Origin of the sequence: Paenibacillus sp. LPE1-1-1.1 (assembly GCF_040676435.1) — a bacterium.
Classification (GTDB): domain Bacteria; phylum Bacillota; class Bacilli; order Paenibacillales; family Paenibacillaceae; genus Pristimantibacillus.
This window is the reverse complement of record NZ_JBEGHY010000023.1, coordinates 1,186,249-1,204,288: the sequence shown is the minus strand read 5'-3', so window position 1 is coordinate 1,204,288 and position 18,040 is coordinate 1,186,249. Positions and strand designations below refer to the sequence as shown.

The following is an 18,040-nucleotide window of genomic DNA, read 5'->3' as shown; positions in this document are numbered from 1 at the left end:
GTGTAGCCATTACAAGTTCGAAAGGGAGGAAGTAAGGATGAACAGAAAGAAACCGTTTTTCATGACCATGCTTGCTACGATTATGCTGGTAGGTTTAATCGCTGGCTGTGGCAGCAACAGCAACAATGGGGGGAACAAACCGGCAAGCGGAAATGCGACAAACGAGCCGAAAACAGAAAATGCGGCAACCGAAGCGCCGCCCGCTGCCGATAAGAAGCTTATTGTCGGCTTTGCCCAAATCGGTGCCGAAAGCGGCTGGCGCGATGCGGAGACGGATTCGGTCAAAGCAACATTTGGCGATGATCCGGGCTTTGAGCTGAAATTTTCGGATGCGCAGCAAAAACAAGAAAACCAAATTAAAGCCATTCGTACCTTCATTGCTCAGAAAGTAGACGCAATCGGTCTTGCGCCGGTTGTAGAATCAGGCTGGGAAACGGTTTTGAAGGAAGCGAAGGATGCTAACATCCCAGTATTCCTGCTGGACCGCGGCATTACGAAAGGAAACGAAGACCTGTATGTATCCTTCATCGGCTCCGACTTTATTCTAGAAGGTCAAAATGCCGCAAAATGGATGATCGAGGAATTCGGAGCAGGCGCGCAAGTAAACATTGTTCAGCTTGAAGGCACTGTTGGAGCAAGCGCAGCGAATGACCGTAAAAAAGGCTTTGAAGATGCAATCGCTGGCGAAGCCGGCTACAAAATCGTATATTCCCAAACCGGTGAATTCACACGTGCCAAAGGCAAAGAGGTTATGGAAGCATATTTGAAAAAGGATAAAAACATCCAAGTCGTTTACGCTCACAATGACGACATGGCCCTAGGCGCTATTCAAGCGATCGAAGAAGCTGGCTTGAAGCCAGGCACTGATATTAAAATCATCGGCGTAGACGGCATTAAAGCCGCTTTCGAAGCGATTGCGGAAGGAAAAATGAACGTCACCGTTGAATGTAATCCGCTGCTAGGACCGCAGCTGAAGCAAGCTATCCTTGATTACAAAGAGGGCAAAACGCTCGAAAAATGGATCAAATCCGATGAGGATGTATATTTTGGCCAAAAAGCAATCGATGCTTTGCCTAACCGTAAATATTAATTTATAAGTTAATGGAAAAGTAAGGAAAATACGAAACTACTCAAGAGAAATTTCTCTTTTGTAGTTTCGTTTTTTGAATTAAAATGTAAATAGATCATTATTTTATAAGGACGGATTAGATGTCTATGCTGAGCGGTTTATTTGCGAATAGAAGTATCCGTTTCAAGCTTTTGTTTTATTTCGTCATCATTACGTTATTTTCAATTTTAGCGCTCAGCTTTTTGGGCAGCACGCTGTATAAGAATGCGATCGAAGAGGAAACGAATGCACACACGGTGCAGATGATGGACCAGGTTAAAAACCATATTGAAGTATACATACAAGAAATGGACAACATCATTTATTACCTGTCGCAGGATACGTCGGTGATTCAGTTTATGAGGTGGACCAATACGGAATCCGTTCATCTCGACCGTTTGGAAGATGAGGTGCGAAAGCTTCAGGGGGTTTACATTGAGAAGCATGTTGAAATCGCGGGGGTAATGATTGTAAGCGGTAACAATCAGTTTGCCAGCAGCGGACTGGAGCAAATAACAAGGGATCCGATGACGGATGAGCAGTGGTATAAAAAAGCCGTTCTTGCCCCGGATCACATCCACTTGTTCAGCCACCCGATAGGCAGAAATATTAGAGCAGAGCAAAATCTAAGCGCCGATCAGGTACTATCGTTCGTTAGAGCGGTAAAGGATCCGCAAACCGGCAATGTGCTGGGGGTTATTCTGATCGATATGAAACTCGATATCATTCAGGATATCGTGGAGTCGGCCTCGCTTGGCAAGAGCGGCTTTATCTTCATTATGGATGAAAGCGGCGGAGTCGTTTACTCGCCCGTAAACCCGATCGTATATCGCATATCCGGACAATGGATGGAAGGGCGTTCGGGCAAGGTTTTTCGCTATATTGACGATCTGGAATACCAAATGATCTATAACACGTTTCCGGAATTTGATTGGCGCATCGTCGGCGTATTCCCGCTGAAGGAATCGCTGCAGGTCGTTGCCGATATTCAATTTTATACGGTCATCATTGCGCTGGTTACCTTGCTTCTTGCCTTTCTGGCTTCCCTTTACTTTACGAACTCAATCGTTCGTCCCGTGGGCAAGCTGCGCAGTTTAATGAAGAAGGTGGAAGAGGGCGAGCTGCATCTGCGTTTTCCGAGCAAGACCAAGGATGAAATCGGGGAGCTGGGCAACAGCTTTAATAATATGGTGCAGGAAATCGACAATTTGATTCATCTGGTTTATTTGGAGCAAAAAGAAAAACGCGAGGCAGAGCTGAAAATTTTACAAGCGCAAATCAAGCCTCATTTTCTCTACAATACGCTGGATACGATACAGTGGATGGCGCAGGACCGGGATGCGGACGATATCGTCGATATTGTCGTCGCGCTCACTCATTTGTTCCGGATTAGTCTCAGCAAGGGACGGGAGGTCATTCCGCTCAGCGACGAGATGCAGCATGTCGAGAGCTATCTGATCATACAAATGGCCAGGTATGAGGATAAGCTGTCCTACACGATCGATATCCCGAAGGAGCTGGAGTCGCAAAACGTGCTCAAAATCATTTTGCAGCCGCTCGTCGAGAATGCGATTTATCATGGCATCAAGGCAAAGCATGGCGTAGGCAAGATCCAGATTTCTGGCTACAAAGAGGACAATAAGCTGGTGCTCGTTGTCGCGGATGACGGGATCGGGTTTGAGCCCGAAAGGCTGGCCCAAATGAATGAATCGTTCCATGCCATAAGACAGAGCAGCGAGGATCGGGGTTATGGCTTGTATAACGTGAATGAGAGAATCAAGCTTTCCCACGGGTCCGGCTACGGGCTGACCATCGAGAGCGAACGAGGACAGGGATCTAAAATCATGGTTAGACTTCCATTAATGCTTGGATAATTTTGAATGGCGGGTGGTAATCACATGTGGAAGCTGCTTATTGCAGATGATGAGCCGAAGATTCGAAGGGGGCTCGCAAAGGTGCTGCCTTGGGAAGAACTGGGCATCGAACTGGTCGGCGAAGCCGAGAACGGTTTGGAGGCGCTTGAGCTTGCGGCAGAACGAAAACCGGATATTCTGTTCGTCGATATTTGCATGCCCTTTGTCGACGGATTAGAGTTCATCGAGAGGCTGCGGCAAACGCTGGAACGCTGCATCGTGATTGTGATCTCCGGACATGATGAATTCCGGTATGCGCAGCAGGCGGTAAAGCTTCATGTCTTTGAGTATATGTTGAAGCCAGTCGTGAAGGCCAAATTGGAGGGCGTCGTGCGGAAAGCGATTAGCGAGCTCGAGCAAGAACGGGATAAGGAGCGGAAAATGGTATGGATGGACCAGCAGCTCAAAACAAATTCCATCGCCATCCGAGATTCTTTTTTGTTGAAATGGCTGGATGGCATCGTAGCTCCGGAGGAAATTCACGGCCAAACGGCTTTTTTAAAACTAGGCTGGGCAGGGGCTGTCGGATTAATTGCGTTTAAAGTCATTCAAAATGTGGAATCCGGCAAGTCTATGCGGGTATGGGACCGGGATTTACTAGAGTTTGCATTAAAAAATATTACAGAGGACCTGCTCGCTGCCGAAGGAGCAAGGAATCATGTGGTTCTCAATGACAAGAAAGGCCATATTATCGTGCTGGGCAGTATTGATAACTATGCAAGGTGGCTGCTGCTAGGCACGAAGATCCAAGACAAGATGGAGTCGCTGCTGGAGAAGACCATTATCGTTGAACAGCAGGCAGCTGAATCAGCCGATATGCTGCCAGCCCTGCACCGGACCTTATTGAAGGAGCTTGGCCATAAAGGAAGCTTGTCTCCCATCGTTATTTTGACCAAAAAATTTATCGATCGGAATTACGGCATGCCCGCATTGACGCTTGGCGATGTGGCGGAAGGCGTACAGGTTAGCCCTACTTATTTAAGCAAGCAGCTCAAGCGTGAGCTGGGTCTCTCTTTTATTGATTATTTGACAGAGGTGCGTATTCGCAAAGCGATTCAGCTTATGAGCGATCCTTTATATAAGGTTTATGAAATTGCGGAGAAGGTTGGGTACAGCAGCCAGCATTATTTTAGCAGCGCGTTTAAGAAGGTGACCGGGACCTCTCCCATGGTTTACAAGAAAGGAATACGGTCATGATCGGAAGGAATGCTTTTAGGTTTATTCTTCTTTTTGCGCTGTTTATTGCCGCGGCTCTGCTCCTTCGTTCTTGCATTTTGAATTCTGAGAACCCAGGTAAAGAAAGCGATATCGGCTATAAGTATTTGATAGGTGTGTCGCAGCCGAATTTAAGCGAGCCTTGGCGCGTAGCCATGAATGAGGAGATCGAGCAGGAAGTCGGGAAGCACGGAGACATGCGCGTCATCTTTACCGATGCGGCGCAAAGCAGCGACCAGCAGGCGCAGGATGTAAAGAAACTGATGGGCTACGGCATAGACCTGCTTATAATTTCGCTCGATGATCCGGTCGCGCTAACGCCAACGGTAAGCTCCGTTTACAAGGATATTCCCGTAATTGTGCTGGGACGGGGTGTCGCGGGTTATGATTACACGCTATATGTCGGTACGGATGATGAAATGATCGGCAGGAAAGCAGGTGAATTCGCAAGGGAGACCTTGGGGGCATCCGGCGGAAAAATCGTTGAAATGCAAGGATTAGCAGGCTCGCCAACCGTCGAAGAACGCAGCAAGGGTTTCCGGGACGCGATTCAGGATTCTAAGCTGAGCATTGTCCAGACGATGAACGGGGATTGGCAGCGTGACTTGTCGGAGGATTTATTGGTCAGCTGGTTAAAGGAGAATCACGACGTTGATTTAATATTTGCCCAAAATGAGGCTATGGCGCTGGGAGCTTATCGAGCTCTGCAAAAGCTTAACATGAACCATGTCAATATTATAGGCATTGACGGGGTTAATTCCGAGAACGGGAGCTTGCAGCTCGTATCGAAGAACAAGCTGACCGGAACCTTTACGAGTCCGCCGGGCGGCAAGGAAGCGATTCAGTATGCGATTGATATTTTGAACAAGGAAAAGGGCATTCCGAAGAAGATTATTTTGCGGAGCCAGAAAATAACAGATCCATCCACGCTTAACAGCGAATCGTCTAATTCGCCGTCTCCTGCTCCATCGCCGGACCAAACCGATGCTCCTCTCGTTGTGGGGTTTGCGCAGGTAGGGATGGAGAGCGGATGGCGCATTGCGCATACGAAGTCGGTTATTGATGCTGCGAAGGAGGCTGGCGTAGAGCTGCTTTATGAGAATGCCGAGCAATCGCAGGATAAGCAAATCGAGCTTATTCGCCGGTTTATTAAGCAGAAGGTCGATGTGATTGCTTTCTCGCCTAAGACGGAAACCGGCTGGGATGAGGTACTGAAAGAGGCGAAGGAAGCGGGAATACCGGTTATTTTATCGGACCGCGAGGTCAACGTCAGCGATGATACCCTTTGGACCGCTTATATTGGATCGGACTTTCGCGAAGAGGGACGACGTGCAGCAAGATGGCTTATTCAACAGGCTGAGGAAGGAGAAAGCTATCCAATCGTTGAACTTCAAGGCACGCAGCATTCCGCTCCGGCAGTCGGGCGCAAGCAAGGGTTTAGGGAAGTTATCCAGACCGATAAGACCTTTATGATGCTTGAGTCGCTGCAGGGAGACTTCACGAAGAAGCAGGGGAAAGAACTAATGGCTGCGGCATTAGAGCGGCAGGGCTCCAAGATTAAGGTCGTTTATTCCCATAATGACGATATGGCGCTGGGTGCCATTGAGGCCATTGAAGATTTCGGTTTGCGGCCGGGAAAGGATATTATCATTATTTCCGTTGACGCGACCAAATCTGCGCTTAAAGCGCTCAGTATCGGCAAGCTGAGCTTTGCGGTGGAATGTAATGCGCTGCTTGGACCTCAGCTGATGAAAGCAGTCAAGGATTTGTCGGAGGGCAAGGAGCTGCCAATGAAAATCATCACGTCTGAAGGCGTGTTTACGCAGGAATCCGCCAAAACAGCACTGGCAAGCCGAGAATATTGATTCAAGGAGCTTTGGCATTCTCGTCCGCATAAGTTGACAAGCTCAGCTCCGCGAGAGCAGAATAAAGCATACCCTAGTGAAAAGAGGCGATGCTATGTCATCCTTGATCGAAAGAGTCAAACAGATTGCAGCAGGCTTTGACGAAGAAACGCTGCGGTCGATTGAAATAAATCCATTGCTCGTCGAAGCGGGCGCCATTCAAGAGGTTGCTCCTTATTTGAAGGAACGGCAGTATACCCAGGTTGTTATCGCGGCGGATGCGATTACCTATGGCATCGCGGGTGAGACGCTTGAGGAAGCAATAGCTGCGCTTGGCATTGCCGTTCAGGTTACGCTCATTAAGCCTGATCGCCAAGGTGACGTGATTGCCGACGAAGCCTCGATCGTGCAGCTGCTGCTCGATATTCAGCAGAAAAATGCCCAGGTTGTCGTTGCCGCCGGCTCGGGTACGATCCATGATATTTCCAGATATGCCGCGTATACGGCGGGCATTCCTTTTGTTTCGGTTCCGACAGCGCCATCGGTCGACGGCTTTAATTCCAAAGGAGCTCCAATCATCATCCGCGGCGAGAAGAAGACCATTGCCGCCATCGGACCCGATGCGATATTCGCAGACCTGGACATTCTATCAAAAGCTCCGGCTGCAATGGTAGCGGCAGGCTTTGGCGATATGCTGGGCAAATATACCTCGTTATTCGATTGGAGCTTTGGCGCATCAGAGGGCGGCGAGCCGTATTCGGAAGAGGTAGCGGAAATTACGCGAATCGCGCTTCATAAATGCGTTGAGCATGTCGAGCAAATTGCCAGCCGCGATCAAGACGGTATTCGTATATTAATAGAGGCACTTATTGAATCCGGACTCGCTATGTTATTGTTTGGACAGTCGCATTCAGCATCAGGTGCCGAGCATCATCTTTCGCATTATTGGGAGATGGAATATATTCGCCTAGGCAAAAGACAGCTTCTGCACGGCGCAAAGGTTGGCGTAGCCTGCGCGGAAATTTCCAAGCTTTATCACCGCCTCGCATCGGAGGAGGCAGGGCTTGCCTTTACGGTTAACCCGGAGAAGGTGCGGGAAGCGATAGCGGCTCTTCCGGATGAAACGATGATTAGAGGTTGGCTGAAGCAGGTCGGCGGACCATCGACGACAGAGGAGCTTGGCGTAGATGAAGAGCTGCTGATGCGAAGCCTGCAGGAGGCCCATCAGGTAAGACCGAATCGCTACACCTTATTGCGCGCTTTAAACGCGGTTTAACATATCAAATCAAACGGCTTCGTCCTTGTGTGCGGGATGGAGCCGTTTTCTTCACAAAGATATAGAAGTTAAGGTGCGGTACCGCGAGAGACAACATACCATCCTATTTTATTCGTTTTTACATAAATGAAAGATAAATCGACTTCAGGCACAATATATAAATCCCCATATTTGGGGTCATTCTTAATTTTACCCTCAATGACCTCCCCAGTTAATGCAACTAACGGTGATGTAGTTAACAGATCTCTTCTAATTGTCAATTCGGGAATAGGGAGCGGGAAAAAAAGGATATAGATTAACGAAATTGATAACATGGACAATAATGTTCGTTTTGTTATTCGGTTCATAGAGTACTCCTTTATTAGGTTCGTTAGTGCTTTTTTCAAACCTGTATTCTCATATTCCTTGCTATCCTAGTAACGCAAACAAGCAAGATAATGTTTCGAAAATTACAAAAAAACCATATACATGGGAATGTGCATTACCTTACCCCTAGATTGCAACTCTTCTTTAAAACCGTCCGTCTATAAGAACGGGAGGGTGATCGAATGAAAAGAATCCGTCCGCTGAGGGCGATGCTGATCCTGTCCTTAGCTGCCGCGATGACCGGCTGCGGCACGAAAACGAACGAACTGGCGAAGGTGCAAACGCCGGTGCAGGGCGCTGCTCTAACCGAAAATCAAGCCGGCGCCGGATCCGGCGGCGGGATCGAGATTCCGCGCATCGATCTGCCGAACCAGAAACTTGAGAACGCGGATATGATCGGTCTTGTCGTCTACCAAGGCCGGATCTACACGCAGACGAGTACCAAGATTTCGCCGGAGGACGCGGCGAAGCTCGTAGGCGACAAGCTCGGCCGGACGATCGGAACGATCGACGAGTGGAGCAAGCAGGACGCCTTCGCCACCGAATTTGCTTCCAGCATCGGGCAGGTCGACATGTATACAGTAACGGGGTACGACCCGAAGTTTCGCATTATGTCGTATGAACAATTGGATAATGGCGACGTCATCACGGAGTTCTACGAATGCCTGAACGGCATTCGAGTATACAGCGGAAAGGATGTCTTCGGCCTGCTTCGGCTGGATGGACGGATTCAATCGGCTGAGTGGGAATCGTTTAACAGCTGGAATTACGGCAAAGAAGAGAAGCAGGCGCTGCAATCGGATAACACAGCAATCTCCGCCTTCCTGGCGGCGCTCGGCGATGCTAAGCCGATTAAGCAGGAGGAGCTGCAGAACGTAGGCATTTTCGATGAGCCTGATCAACGTTTCCTTCACCTGCGGCTTACGGATCAGAGCGTCGTCACGCTTCGCTTGTTCCACAACGGCTATGTTTGGTATTCGACCGCCCATCTGTTCTTCCGGGTGGAGCAGAAAGCGTTCGACTTGTTGTGGCAGCTGATGCCGGACGAGGTGTCTCATTAAAAATGAAAAAGCCCGGGCATCCTGCCCGGGCTTCCTTACTTTCGCTGTGTCCTAAAGAAGCTGCTCTTACCGCATCTCGACCATATGCGGAGAGCATTATAAACCGATAGATTTTGCCGCAAGCCTTATGTGTAGGTCTTGGGATTCAGTGCAAAGAAGGGACTTACTGAATTGCATCCAAGGCTCGCCTGATTTTTCTTGCGAAAATGAGCGGTCTATCAACCGATTCAATATTGATATAAATCAGCCGTGGTTGCTCGAACAGCCACTCGTTGCGAACAGACGTTACTTTTATTCCTTGCTTTCGAATGGCCGAAATGAATGTATTGACTTCTTTTTGTAAGAATGCTCCTCTACCTAAACATAGTGCTCTGCCAGTACTAGTATTTAAAGATTCGAACGAAAAAGAAGACGTTACACTAAATCTTTTTCCCAAAATTGTTGCTCTTAGTTGATCTCGGGTAATGGTCGATACACATTTCCCTCCAGCGAAGCCGGGTTGGCCGCCAATAATCCTTGAGAACTGCTGGCAAAGCGATCCGTTATTTTTCATACTTGTTTCCTCCCCTGTTTTCTTTTTATGGTATGAGCACATGAACAGGGTTGAAACGGATTATCACCTAATACAGCAATCAGTTTTTAAATAAAAAGCACCGGGCTGCACTAAACCATATTTCTTTGGCACAAGCGTGAGCATTATTTGGTTTCATAAACGCCGTTTTTGTGGTAAAATATTCCATAAGGTAATCTAGAAAGGGGACTCCGAATGAGCGCAAATAACATTCATGAAACCCAACCTGAGAAGGGGGAATTATATCATAACGATAATTTTGTCGATGAGAACCTTCGCTCTATTCAAAATATTGAGGCCGGAGGACCAATGAAAAAAATAGATTTAAATACCATGCCGCGGCCCCTAAGAGTCTTCGGCTACGTTTTCTTTTCGATTTTGGCGTTAATGGGCGCGGCAACCGTTATAATTAGTTTTTTTCGTTAGTATTCGCCTTAAGACATGAAAGTCTCAGAAATGGGGACGTAATCGATGGATTGTGAAAAAAATTCAAACGAAATGAAGGCAAGTGGACTGGCATTAGGAGTTTCAATAGGAGTTTCATTATTGCGATAGGTGCCGCGCTTGGTGCTTCAATGCAAAGCAAGAAGAAATAATCTCATTACATCGGCGAAGTAAATCTGCAAAGAGGTTAAAGTCGGAGAAATTGTTAATATGCCTTTCGGAAAAGTATTTAACTTTGCAGACAAAGAAGAAAATTACTTTGCCGTAATGGAAAAAAGCAGATAATGATTAGACATGCATAATGATTTACCAATCTAGATACGTTTCATTTATTTAACAGCGGAAGTCCAGGACTTTTTTCTTGTCCATGGCTGCCGCTGTTTTTTTGTTGGACAGTCATCATAGGACCAACAGGTTATTTTTCAAGCCAAAGTTAAATATTGTGTTGTTTCACTCTTATTCGAACGCGGTAGTAATACATAGATGATGAAAAGAGGAGAGAGTCCAATCCATGAACCAAACGAACCCGGTAAGTGCCCCCATATCTCCGACTCTCGATGTTCGACCAAAGAAAAACTACAAAAAAACCAAAAATTTGTGGTTGATTGCTTTCCTGCTATTTATGGTTTTTTATGCCTGCGTGGCTACCTACCATTCTGAAAAACCTTTGCCTGAAGGCATTTCCATGGAAGGGCCTGTCCATTATGTAACGGAGCAGGATATTGATTTTTTATATGATTTAACCTCCCATGGGTCATCAGAAGGCCAGATCAAAACAGAACAAATGATCTTTAATTCTGTTTATAAAGCGATCGAAGAAGCAACAGAGTTTATCGTAATCGATATGTTTTTATATAACAGCCTTTACGATAAAGAGCAGTCTTTCCCTTCACTCAGCAGAAACTTGACGGACAGGCTGATCGCCCAAAAGATGAAATATCCACAGATGGACATCGTCTTTATAACGGATGAAGTCAATACTTCTTACGGGTCGCATCCTGCGTCGGAGCTTGAACGATTACATGCTGCAGGCATCCATACACATATTACCGATGTAGATCCATTGCGGGACTCTAATCCGCTGTATTCAGCAGGTTGGCGTATTTTCGCGCAGTGGTTCGGGGAAGCAGGAGAGGGCTGGGTAACGAATAAAATGGCAACGGCTGCTCCTGATATGACTCTGCGCTCCTATATGAAGCTGCTGAATATCAAAGCCAACCACCGTAAGGTTATCGTGACGGATAAGTCGCTTATCGTATCTACTGCAAATCCCCATGACGCAAGTTACTTTAGCTCAAACAGCGGCTTCAAGGTAAATGGCAATATCATTGGGGACGCGCTGGCTAGTGAGCAAGCGGCTGTCGGGATGTCGGATTCCTTTAAACTGCCTACATACAGCAAGGCGGCTCAAGAAAAGGGCGATATCCGGGTACGGCTCTTAACGGAAGGAAAGATCTTGAAGCATGTAAGCCAGGACTTATCCAAAACGGAATCCGGTGATTTGATTTGGCTAGGGATGTTTTATCTCGCAGACAGGCAGGTGATCGAGGAGCTTTTGAAAGCATCTGAGAGGGGCGTAGAGATTCGTTTGATACTCGATCCCAACCAGAATGCTTTTGGCAGCGAAAAGATCGGCATTCCGAACCGGCCGGTAGCCTCCGAGCTGATAAACAAGTCGAATGATCGCATTCAAATCCGATGGTACAATACGGAAAAGGAGCAGTTCCACACGAAGCTGATGCTCATTCGTCATAAGGGCGATGTGACGATTCACAATGGATCAGGTAACTATACCACGCGTAATTTGGATGATTTGAATTTAGAGACCAATCTGAAAGTCGAAGCTTCCGAGAACAGCAGAGTCTCCAAGCAGGTTCAGCAGTATTTCGAGAAGTTATGGGAAAATGAAGGCGCAGAGTATACCTTGGATTACAGTGCCTATCAGGAGGAGACAGTATTTTTGAAACGTATATTATATAGAGTGCAGGGCTTGCTGGATTTCACTACGTTTTAGCTTCTTTTAGCACAAAATAAAATAGGGATATCTCAAATAAAAGGGCTGCCTCCTAGGCAGCCCTCTTCATCATCTACGAAAATCACTTGCATTACTATCCCCATCTCAAATTACAGGTACACTTATTTTTTGCTATTTTCCTTGTACCATGGATTTAAATGAACCAGAACCTCTTCAACAATTGGGTTTTGGTCTTTGATGGCCTGCTTTATTTTCTTACTAATATCATGGCCCTCTTGAACGCTCAACTCAGCCGGAATCCCTACCCGAACATCAACAATCATGTAATGGCCATGCTCTCTAGCCCGTATACGGTCAATTCTTTTTACTTCCGGGATGGACTGAACCAGCTGTAAAATTTCCTCCATTTTATCGTCATCTATGTTTTTCTCCATCAATACATCAACTGAAGTTCGTCCCATGTGAATCGCCAGCTTGAGGACAAAATATGCGACAATGATACCCGCGATTGGATCTCCGTATTTCAAAAAATGAATATTATAATATTCTCCAAGCATGGCTAGCCCGATTCCGATAACGGCAGCAAGAGAAGCGTAAACATCAGCTAAATGGTCATAAGCGGTTGCGATCAAGCCGCTGCTGTTGGTATTTTTGCCGATTCGGATGGTGTAGACATACAGCCACTGTTTCCATACCAGTGAGATTCCTGCTGCGATGAGAACAAGTACTGATGCTTCATGAGGCGGCTCCATCAGAGCCATGACCGAGTGATAACCCATGTAGACAGCTGCAAGGAGCAGTACCACGGCTACAATACCAGCACCGATAACCTCCGCTTTACCGTGTCCATAGGGATGGTCTTTATCGGGCGGCCGTTTTGAAATCATCATTGAAACCAAAGCGGCTGCAGTCGCAAATACGTCACCTGCGTTATGTACGCCATCCGCAATGAGAACCTGGCTGCTAAAAAGCAGACCAACACTAAGTTTCATGACTGTTAAAAGAATATTGCTAATTAAGCTTGTCCAAATTGCAAAAGCCGATTGTCTGTTTGTTGATTCCATTTGAATTGTCAATCCTCCAGCGTCGTTGAAAGGTACCGTGTCATTATACAGAACGAGCTTCATGTGGGTCTAGAGAAACAGTCTTGCCCTATGTAAGAAATCTTACTAGACACCAATAGAGTTTGTATAAGCTAATTATGTTGCTCTTGCGCAAAACAACAAATCCTAAACAGGAAAAATGGAAGAATTGTGCAATAAATAAAGTCGTGATAAAGTATTATTTACAGCTTTAGATATAAAGGGGATAAAGTAGTGAAATTGCCTTCAACGGATATAGCAGCTGTATCTTTTTATTTTTATCTTTCAATATTTACGATAATAAGTTACTTATTTCTATATATAATTTATTTGAAGAAGTCAAAAACAAGTATGTTGAAATGGTTACCACTCGGCGCCACCGTATTAACATGCGTGTTCCTTGTCTTTTATTATTCTGACAATTACATGATGATATTAGGGACATTTGAATATTACTTTTTAAGAGTTCTTGAAGAAGTCTGAGTAGTGTGCTTGTTTTTCTAATAAGCGATGAGAAGAGGCGTGTTTCGAGATGATGTATAAAGCGGTATTTCTTGATTTTTACGGTACACTCGTGCACGAGGATGATGTGTTTATTGAAGAGATATGCCAAAAAATTTTGGCATCGACCTCAGCACAAACTACAGCCAAGGACATCGGACGCTATTGGTGGGATTCCTTTTCTAAAACTTTTTACTCGTCGTATGGCGATAAATTTAAAACTCAACGTGAAATCGAACTATCATCTTTACAGAATACCATTGCCTTTTACAACTCAACTGAAAATCCAAGAGAACTTAGCGAAATTTTGTTTGATCAATGGCAATCCCCTCAACTATTCGAGGATACCCATATATTTTTAAGTAGTATCCGTGTCCCGAAAATAATCCTTTCGAATATCGACCGAAAAGATATTCAATCGGCAATTAATCATAACGGATTATCGTTCGAAAATGTTATTACCAGCGAGGACGTAAAATCTTATAAGCCAAGACCAGAGATGTTTCATCAGGCCCTTGCGGCATTCCATCTTAACCCCAAAGAGGTGCTGCATGTAGGTGACTCACTCACAAGTGATGTTGCAGGTGCCCAAAACGCAGGAATTAAGGTTGCTTGGATTAATCGGAAAAACAAAACATTGCCAGAAAGTTATTCTCCAGATTACGTCATAAATTCGTTAAAAGAATTGATTCCTTTGTTTGTGTAATTACAGCAACCGTCAAGATAGGATTTAAGTATTTAAAGAGCTGCCGGATTTTTTTGAAAATTTTATTGGGGGTATGTCGACTTTGCTGTAATCCGTTCGTCGACTTAGTATAGGCAAGTATAAGACCAGCCCAATCGCAGAGGGACCAGGGCAAGCCAAAATCCTGCCAATAAAGGAGAATGCAAATGAAATACTTATGTTTGGGTTACTTCGAACCAGAGAAAATGGATAACCGGCCTAAGACGGAGATTGATGCTATCATGGGCGAATGCCAGGCCCGCCTTGAGGGATTCTACGAGAGCGGCAAAGTGATCATTGATGCTGGCCTCGACTTGGAAAGCAAAAGCTTGCGGCTTGTGAACGGAAAGGTAAGGGTTATTGACGGCCCTTTTATTGAAACGAAGGAGATGATCGGCAGTGCATTCCTCATAGAAGCACGGGATATGGAGGAAGCCATCCGGGTGGCCTCCTTACATCCAACTACGCAAGTGGGTGCGGGTGAGCAGCTTGGCTGGGGCATAGAGATCCGCCCTATTCACTATTTCGAAAATAGGGAACGGGAGGTCTAGTTTAATTGACGGGAGATATTGAAATGAAAATAAGCAAACGCAGTGCCGAACATTATATTTGGGGAGAGCATCAAATGTTTAATAAGTCAAACGATGAAATCGAGTTTTTGGTGATTTCTCAACCGAATAGTAAAGGCGATAGGATTGCCGTAGATTAAATTAGAAGGCGAATAACCGGTTATCATCAGGAGGTATATAATGATAGCCGGTTTGTTTGTTATTTTATGAGAGCGCTCACAAAATTACTTGCCAGTCCTCTCCGGTTGCAGTAAGTTATTACTATAAAGGAGGAATGAAATGATGGAAATGACAAATCTGCATTTACCCAGAAGTCAGCCGGAAGCACAAGGAATTCCCTCCACAGCTGTAATTGAATTTTTGAATGCCGTAAAAGAAAGTAATTTGGAGCTGCATAGTCTTATGCTGCTCAGGCACGGGCAGGTGGTAGCAGAAGGGTGGTGGAAGCCTTATGCATCAGATATTCCGCATATGCTGTTCTCACTCAGCAAAAGCTTTACCTCAACGGCCATCGGTTTCGCCGCTTCGGAAGGGAAACTGTCGCTGGACGACACCGTCGTATCGTTCTTCCCGGAAGATGCTCCTGAGGTAATTGAGCCGAATCTATCCGCAATGCGCATTCGTCATTTGCTAATGATGGGAACGGGCCACGATAAGGATACAACAACTAAGATGACCCAGAGCGAAGACGGAAATTGGGCTAAGGTTTTTCTTCATGATCCCGTCGAGCATGTACCCGGTACACATTTTGTTTACAACAGCGGTGCTACATATATGTTGTCAGCCATCCTGCAGAAGGTGACTGGCCAAACTTTGCTGGAATATCTACAGCCGCGTTTGTTTGAACCGCTTGGTATTGAGGGGGCGACTTGGGAATCCTGTCCCCTGGGTATACATGTCGGTGGCTGGGGATTGAACGTGACCACGGAGGATATCGCTAAGTTCAGCCAGCTTTATCTTCAAAAAGGCGTATGGAACGGTCAGTGTCTTTTGCAGGAGTCGTGGATTGAAGAGGCAACGTCCAAGCAAATAGCCAATGGAGACGGCGGTGAAAGTGATTGGGCTCAGGGCTATGGCTACCAGTTTTGGCGATGCCGGCATGGAGTATATCGCGGCGATGGCGCGTTTGGCCAGTTTTGTATCGTGATGCCGGAACAGGATGCCGTGCTGGCGATGACCAGCGGCACAAACGATCTACAGGGTGTCTTAGATGCCGTGTGGGATCACTTGCTTCCGGCAATGGAGCCGTCACCGCTTTCCTCGGATGAGGATTCACTAACAAAACTTTCGGAGAGGCTGCAGGGTCTAGCCATTCAACTGCCGCGGCTACAGCCGGATTCACCGTTGGAAGCAGCTATCTCCGGTAAGAATTACAAGCTCGATGACAATGAACAAAATTGGAAAGGCATTTCCATTACCTTTATTGACAATCATGCAGTCGTCGTACTGAGCAAAGAAGATAATGAATATCGTATTAACCTCGGCCGGGGGGAATGGTTGGAGGGAATCACGGGGCTGCTACAGGATGGGGATAAACGCGTTGTTTCCAGTTTTACCTGGGAGCAGGAGGATACGCTTCTACTGACCCTGAGGTTTATCGAAACGCCATTCGCCATGACAAGCCGGATTTTGTTTGATGGGGATAAAATAGTGATGAACCACAAATCGAATGTTTTACCCGATCTGGCGGAAATTCGAGGGCGGATGACGGAGTAGGCCTAGCTTAAGATTCAGAACCGACAAAGGCTGCCGTGCGGTAACACGGTACTTTATGCTTTTGTCATCGATGGCCGGAAATCAAGAACAATACGACAAACAAGCCGCATTACATGTGGCTTGTTTGTTTTATGTGAGAAGAGGCAGGTAATATTTCTTTAAAATTAAATAATACCTCGATTACGATGAGATAAACGAATAGACTAGATATAAATGTGGGAACGGATTCGTTTGTTCTCATGGAAAGGAAAGCGAACGATGAATAGAAACGATTGGGAAGCAGCAAATGGCCATAAAGGCGGTGTTTTTTGGTTTACAGGTCTATCGGGAGCTGGCAAAACAACCTTATCCCGCATGGCTGAAAAAGAACTGTTAAACCGCGGAATCCGGTGTATTGTCATTGACGGAGACCAGCTAAGGCAAGGGCTAAATCAAGATCTTGGATTTTCAGAAAATGACCGTAAAGAAAATATGCGGAGAGCTTCAGAAGTCGCAATGATGTTCTTAAATGCCGGTTTTGTTGTTCTCGTTTCCATGATCTCGCCTTCAAGAACGGTTAGAGATAAAATCAGGCATCGCTTTCAAGCGGATGAGTTCGCTGAAGTCTATGTGAAATGCTCGCTTGAAACCTGTGAACGGCGTGATCCAAAAGGGCTATACCAAAAAGCAAGAACGGGCGAGATTCAAGGATTCACAGGGATTGATTCCATCTATGAGCCGCCTATTCGCGCGGAGCTGACGATAAACACAGAACAGGAATCCGTAGAAAACGGAATGCATGCACTTGTGGAGTTCATTATCAAAAACTATGCCGGAAGCGCACAGAAAGAGAGGATTCTATGAAACCGCCTAAGCAGAGTTATACCATTTGGTTTTCGCAGCGTACGGGGAGCACTCTATTGAACTATGCGCTTTCTTCCACTGGCGCAGCAGGCAATCCTTGTGAATGGATGCACCCCAGAGACCCGAATACAATCAGTAAAGCAGAAGTTGAAGCCATGTGGAAAGAGGGCACAACCTCTAATGGGGTATTCGGGGTGAAGACTTGTCTAACACCGGAGTGGATTCAGGGATTCAGAAAGCTTTATGAACTTCCTGAAACGGCAACACAGGCTGAAGTATGGCGCACAGCTTTTCCCAATTGCAACAAGCATATTTGGATGACGAGGAGAAACAAAGTGCGATTGGCTGTTTCTTGGTGGCGCGCGATTGTATCCGGGGAGTGGCATAGAAAATATGGCGAAAAGCCGCAAGAGCAAGATATTTCCGATAAATATAGTTTCGATGCAATTAATCATTTATTTATAGAAAGCTCGATTCGTGAAGCGGCTATGGAACAATTTTTCTCGGAAGAGGGGATCATTCCGCTGACGATTGTCTACGAGGATTTTATTCTAGATTACGAGGGAACCGTCATGAAAGTATTAGAATTTTTAGCCATTCCTACGGACAACGTTAACATATCCCCGCCGTCCTTGGACCGACTAGCGGATGATGTTTCAGAGCAGTGGGTGCAAAGGTTTCGGGAAGAACGCCAGAAGGAATGGGAAAATATAAGATGGTAAGGCAGGACGTTGGTCCAATAGCAAAGTTAAAGCGGCTGTCCAAAACATTTTCAAATGTTTTAGACAGCCGCTTTTTCAATGTAATATCGTTATATTATACGTTGTGGCCG

The 18,040-nt window shown here is 46.1% G+C and carries 17 protein-coding genes and 1 pseudogene; 15 read left to right on the top strand and 3 right to left on the bottom strand.

Going from position 1 to position 18,040, the window contains the following annotated elements; all coding sequences use genetic code 11:
- The first annotated feature begins 37 nt into the window (after positions 1-37).
- The 5 genes from MRBLPE1_RS22495 (at position 38) to MRBLPE1_RS22475 (ending at position 7,356) form a co-directional block, all read left to right on the top strand.
- Positions 38-1,090 carry an ABC transporter substrate-binding protein gene (locus MRBLPE1_RS22495; protein WP_364149520.1) on the top strand — a complete coding sequence of 351 codons (1,053 nt, stop codon included), beginning with the start codon at positions 38-40 and terminating at the stop codon, positions 1,088-1,090.
- A 119-nt stretch (positions 1,091-1,209) separates the two neighbouring features.
- Entirely contained in the window at positions 1,210-2,982 is a 1,773-nt protein-coding gene (locus MRBLPE1_RS22490) for a cache domain-containing sensor histidine kinase (protein ID WP_364149519.1), read from the top strand.
- Positions 2,983-3,006: 24 nt separating this feature from the next.
- Positions 3,007-4,218, top strand: coding sequence for a response regulator transcription factor (locus MRBLPE1_RS22485; protein WP_364149517.1), 1,212 nt, complete (start codon positions 3,007-3,009; stop codon positions 4,216-4,218).
- Complete coding sequence (locus tag MRBLPE1_RS22480) at positions 4,215-6,101, top strand: substrate-binding domain-containing protein (RefSeq protein WP_364149516.1); 1,887 nt, start codon at positions 4,215-4,217, stop codon at positions 6,099-6,101. Before MRBLPE1_RS22485 ends, MRBLPE1_RS22480 begins: the two co-directional genes overlap by 4 nt.
- A 94-nt stretch (positions 6,102-6,195) precedes the next feature.
- Positions 6,196-7,356, top strand: coding sequence for a sn-glycerol-1-phosphate dehydrogenase (locus MRBLPE1_RS22475; protein WP_364149515.1), 1,161 nt, complete (start codon positions 6,196-6,198; stop codon positions 7,354-7,356).
- Between the two features lie 68 nt (positions 7,357-7,424).
- Here MRBLPE1_RS22475 and MRBLPE1_RS22470 read toward each other — a convergent pair whose 3' ends face one another.
- Complete coding sequence (locus MRBLPE1_RS22470) at positions 7,425-7,703, bottom strand: hypothetical protein (protein ID WP_364149513.1); 279 nt, start codon at positions 7,701-7,703, stop codon at positions 7,425-7,427.
- Positions 7,704-7,904: 201 nt separating this feature from the next.
- On the opposite strand from MRBLPE1_RS22470, the gene MRBLPE1_RS22465 reads away from it, so the two are divergent.
- The gene (locus MRBLPE1_RS22465; RefSeq protein WP_364149512.1) at positions 7,905-8,783 is read left to right on the top strand and encodes a hypothetical protein; all 879 of its coding nucleotides are present in this window, start codon (positions 7,905-7,907) and stop codon (positions 8,781-8,783) included.
- 163 nt (positions 8,784-8,946) lie between these two features.
- Here MRBLPE1_RS22465 and MRBLPE1_RS22460 read toward each other — a convergent pair whose 3' ends face one another.
- Positions 8,947-9,336 carry a DUF1259 domain-containing protein gene (locus tag MRBLPE1_RS22460; RefSeq protein ID WP_364149510.1) on the bottom strand — a complete coding sequence of 130 codons (390 nt, stop codon included), beginning with the start codon at positions 9,334-9,336 and terminating at the stop codon, positions 8,947-8,949.
- 213 nt (positions 9,337-9,549) lie between these two features.
- Between MRBLPE1_RS22460 and MRBLPE1_RS22455 the strand changes: the two genes are divergently transcribed.
- The 3 genes and pseudogenes from MRBLPE1_RS22455 (at position 9,550) to MRBLPE1_RS22445 (ending at position 11,812) form a co-directional block, all read left to right on the top strand.
- Positions 9,550-9,780: a hypothetical protein gene (locus MRBLPE1_RS22455; protein WP_364149508.1), complete on the top strand. Its 231-nt coding sequence runs from the start codon at positions 9,550-9,552 to the stop codon at positions 9,778-9,780.
- A 198-nt stretch (positions 9,781-9,978) separates the two neighbouring features.
- Positions 9,979-10,083, top strand: a pseudogene (locus MRBLPE1_RS22450) (VOC family protein); the annotation flags it as partial.
- A gap of 226 nt (positions 10,084-10,309) precedes the next feature.
- Positions 10,310-11,812 (top strand): phospholipase D family protein, encoded by a 1,503-nt coding sequence (locus MRBLPE1_RS22445; protein WP_364149507.1) that lies wholly within the window; start codon positions 10,310-10,312, stop codon positions 11,810-11,812.
- Between the two features lie 122 nt (positions 11,813-11,934).
- Here MRBLPE1_RS22445 and MRBLPE1_RS22440 read toward each other — a convergent pair whose 3' ends face one another.
- A complete protein-coding gene (locus MRBLPE1_RS22440; RefSeq protein ID WP_364149505.1) occupies positions 11,935-12,837 on the bottom strand; it encodes a cation diffusion facilitator family transporter in 903 nt (300 codons plus the stop codon).
- Between the two features lie 550 nt (positions 12,838-13,387).
- Between MRBLPE1_RS22440 and MRBLPE1_RS22435 the strand changes: the two genes are divergently transcribed.
- The 6 genes from MRBLPE1_RS22435 to MRBLPE1_RS22410 all read left to right on the top strand — a co-directional run bounded on the left by MRBLPE1_RS22435 (position 13,388) and on the right by MRBLPE1_RS22410 (position 17,930).
- Entirely contained in the window at positions 13,388-14,062 is a 675-nt protein-coding gene (locus tag MRBLPE1_RS22435; RefSeq protein WP_364149504.1) for an HAD family hydrolase, read from the top strand.
- Between the two features lie 185 nt (positions 14,063-14,247).
- Entirely contained in the window at positions 14,248-14,631 is a 384-nt protein-coding gene (locus tag MRBLPE1_RS22430; protein WP_364149503.1) for a YciI family protein, read from the top strand.
- A 5-nt stretch (positions 14,632-14,636) separates the two neighbouring features.
- Positions 14,637-14,789: a hypothetical protein gene (locus MRBLPE1_RS22425; protein ID WP_364149801.1), complete on the top strand. Its 153-nt coding sequence runs from the start codon at positions 14,637-14,639 to the stop codon at positions 14,787-14,789.
- Positions 14,790-14,931: 142 nt separating this feature from the next.
- Positions 14,932-16,365, top strand: coding sequence for a serine hydrolase domain-containing protein (locus tag MRBLPE1_RS22420; RefSeq protein WP_364149502.1), 1,434 nt, complete (start codon positions 14,932-14,934; stop codon positions 16,363-16,365).
- 258 nt (positions 16,366-16,623) lie between these two features.
- Complete coding sequence (gene cysC, locus MRBLPE1_RS22415) at positions 16,624-17,208, top strand: adenylyl-sulfate kinase (RefSeq protein WP_364149500.1); 585 nt, start codon at positions 16,624-16,626, stop codon at positions 17,206-17,208.
- On the top strand, positions 17,205-17,930 hold the full coding sequence (locus tag MRBLPE1_RS22410; protein WP_364149499.1) for a Stf0 family sulfotransferase: 726 nt from the start codon (positions 17,205-17,207) through the stop codon (positions 17,928-17,930). Before cysC ends, MRBLPE1_RS22410 begins: the two co-directional genes overlap by 4 nt.
- Positions 17,931-18,040 lie beyond the last annotated feature (110 nt).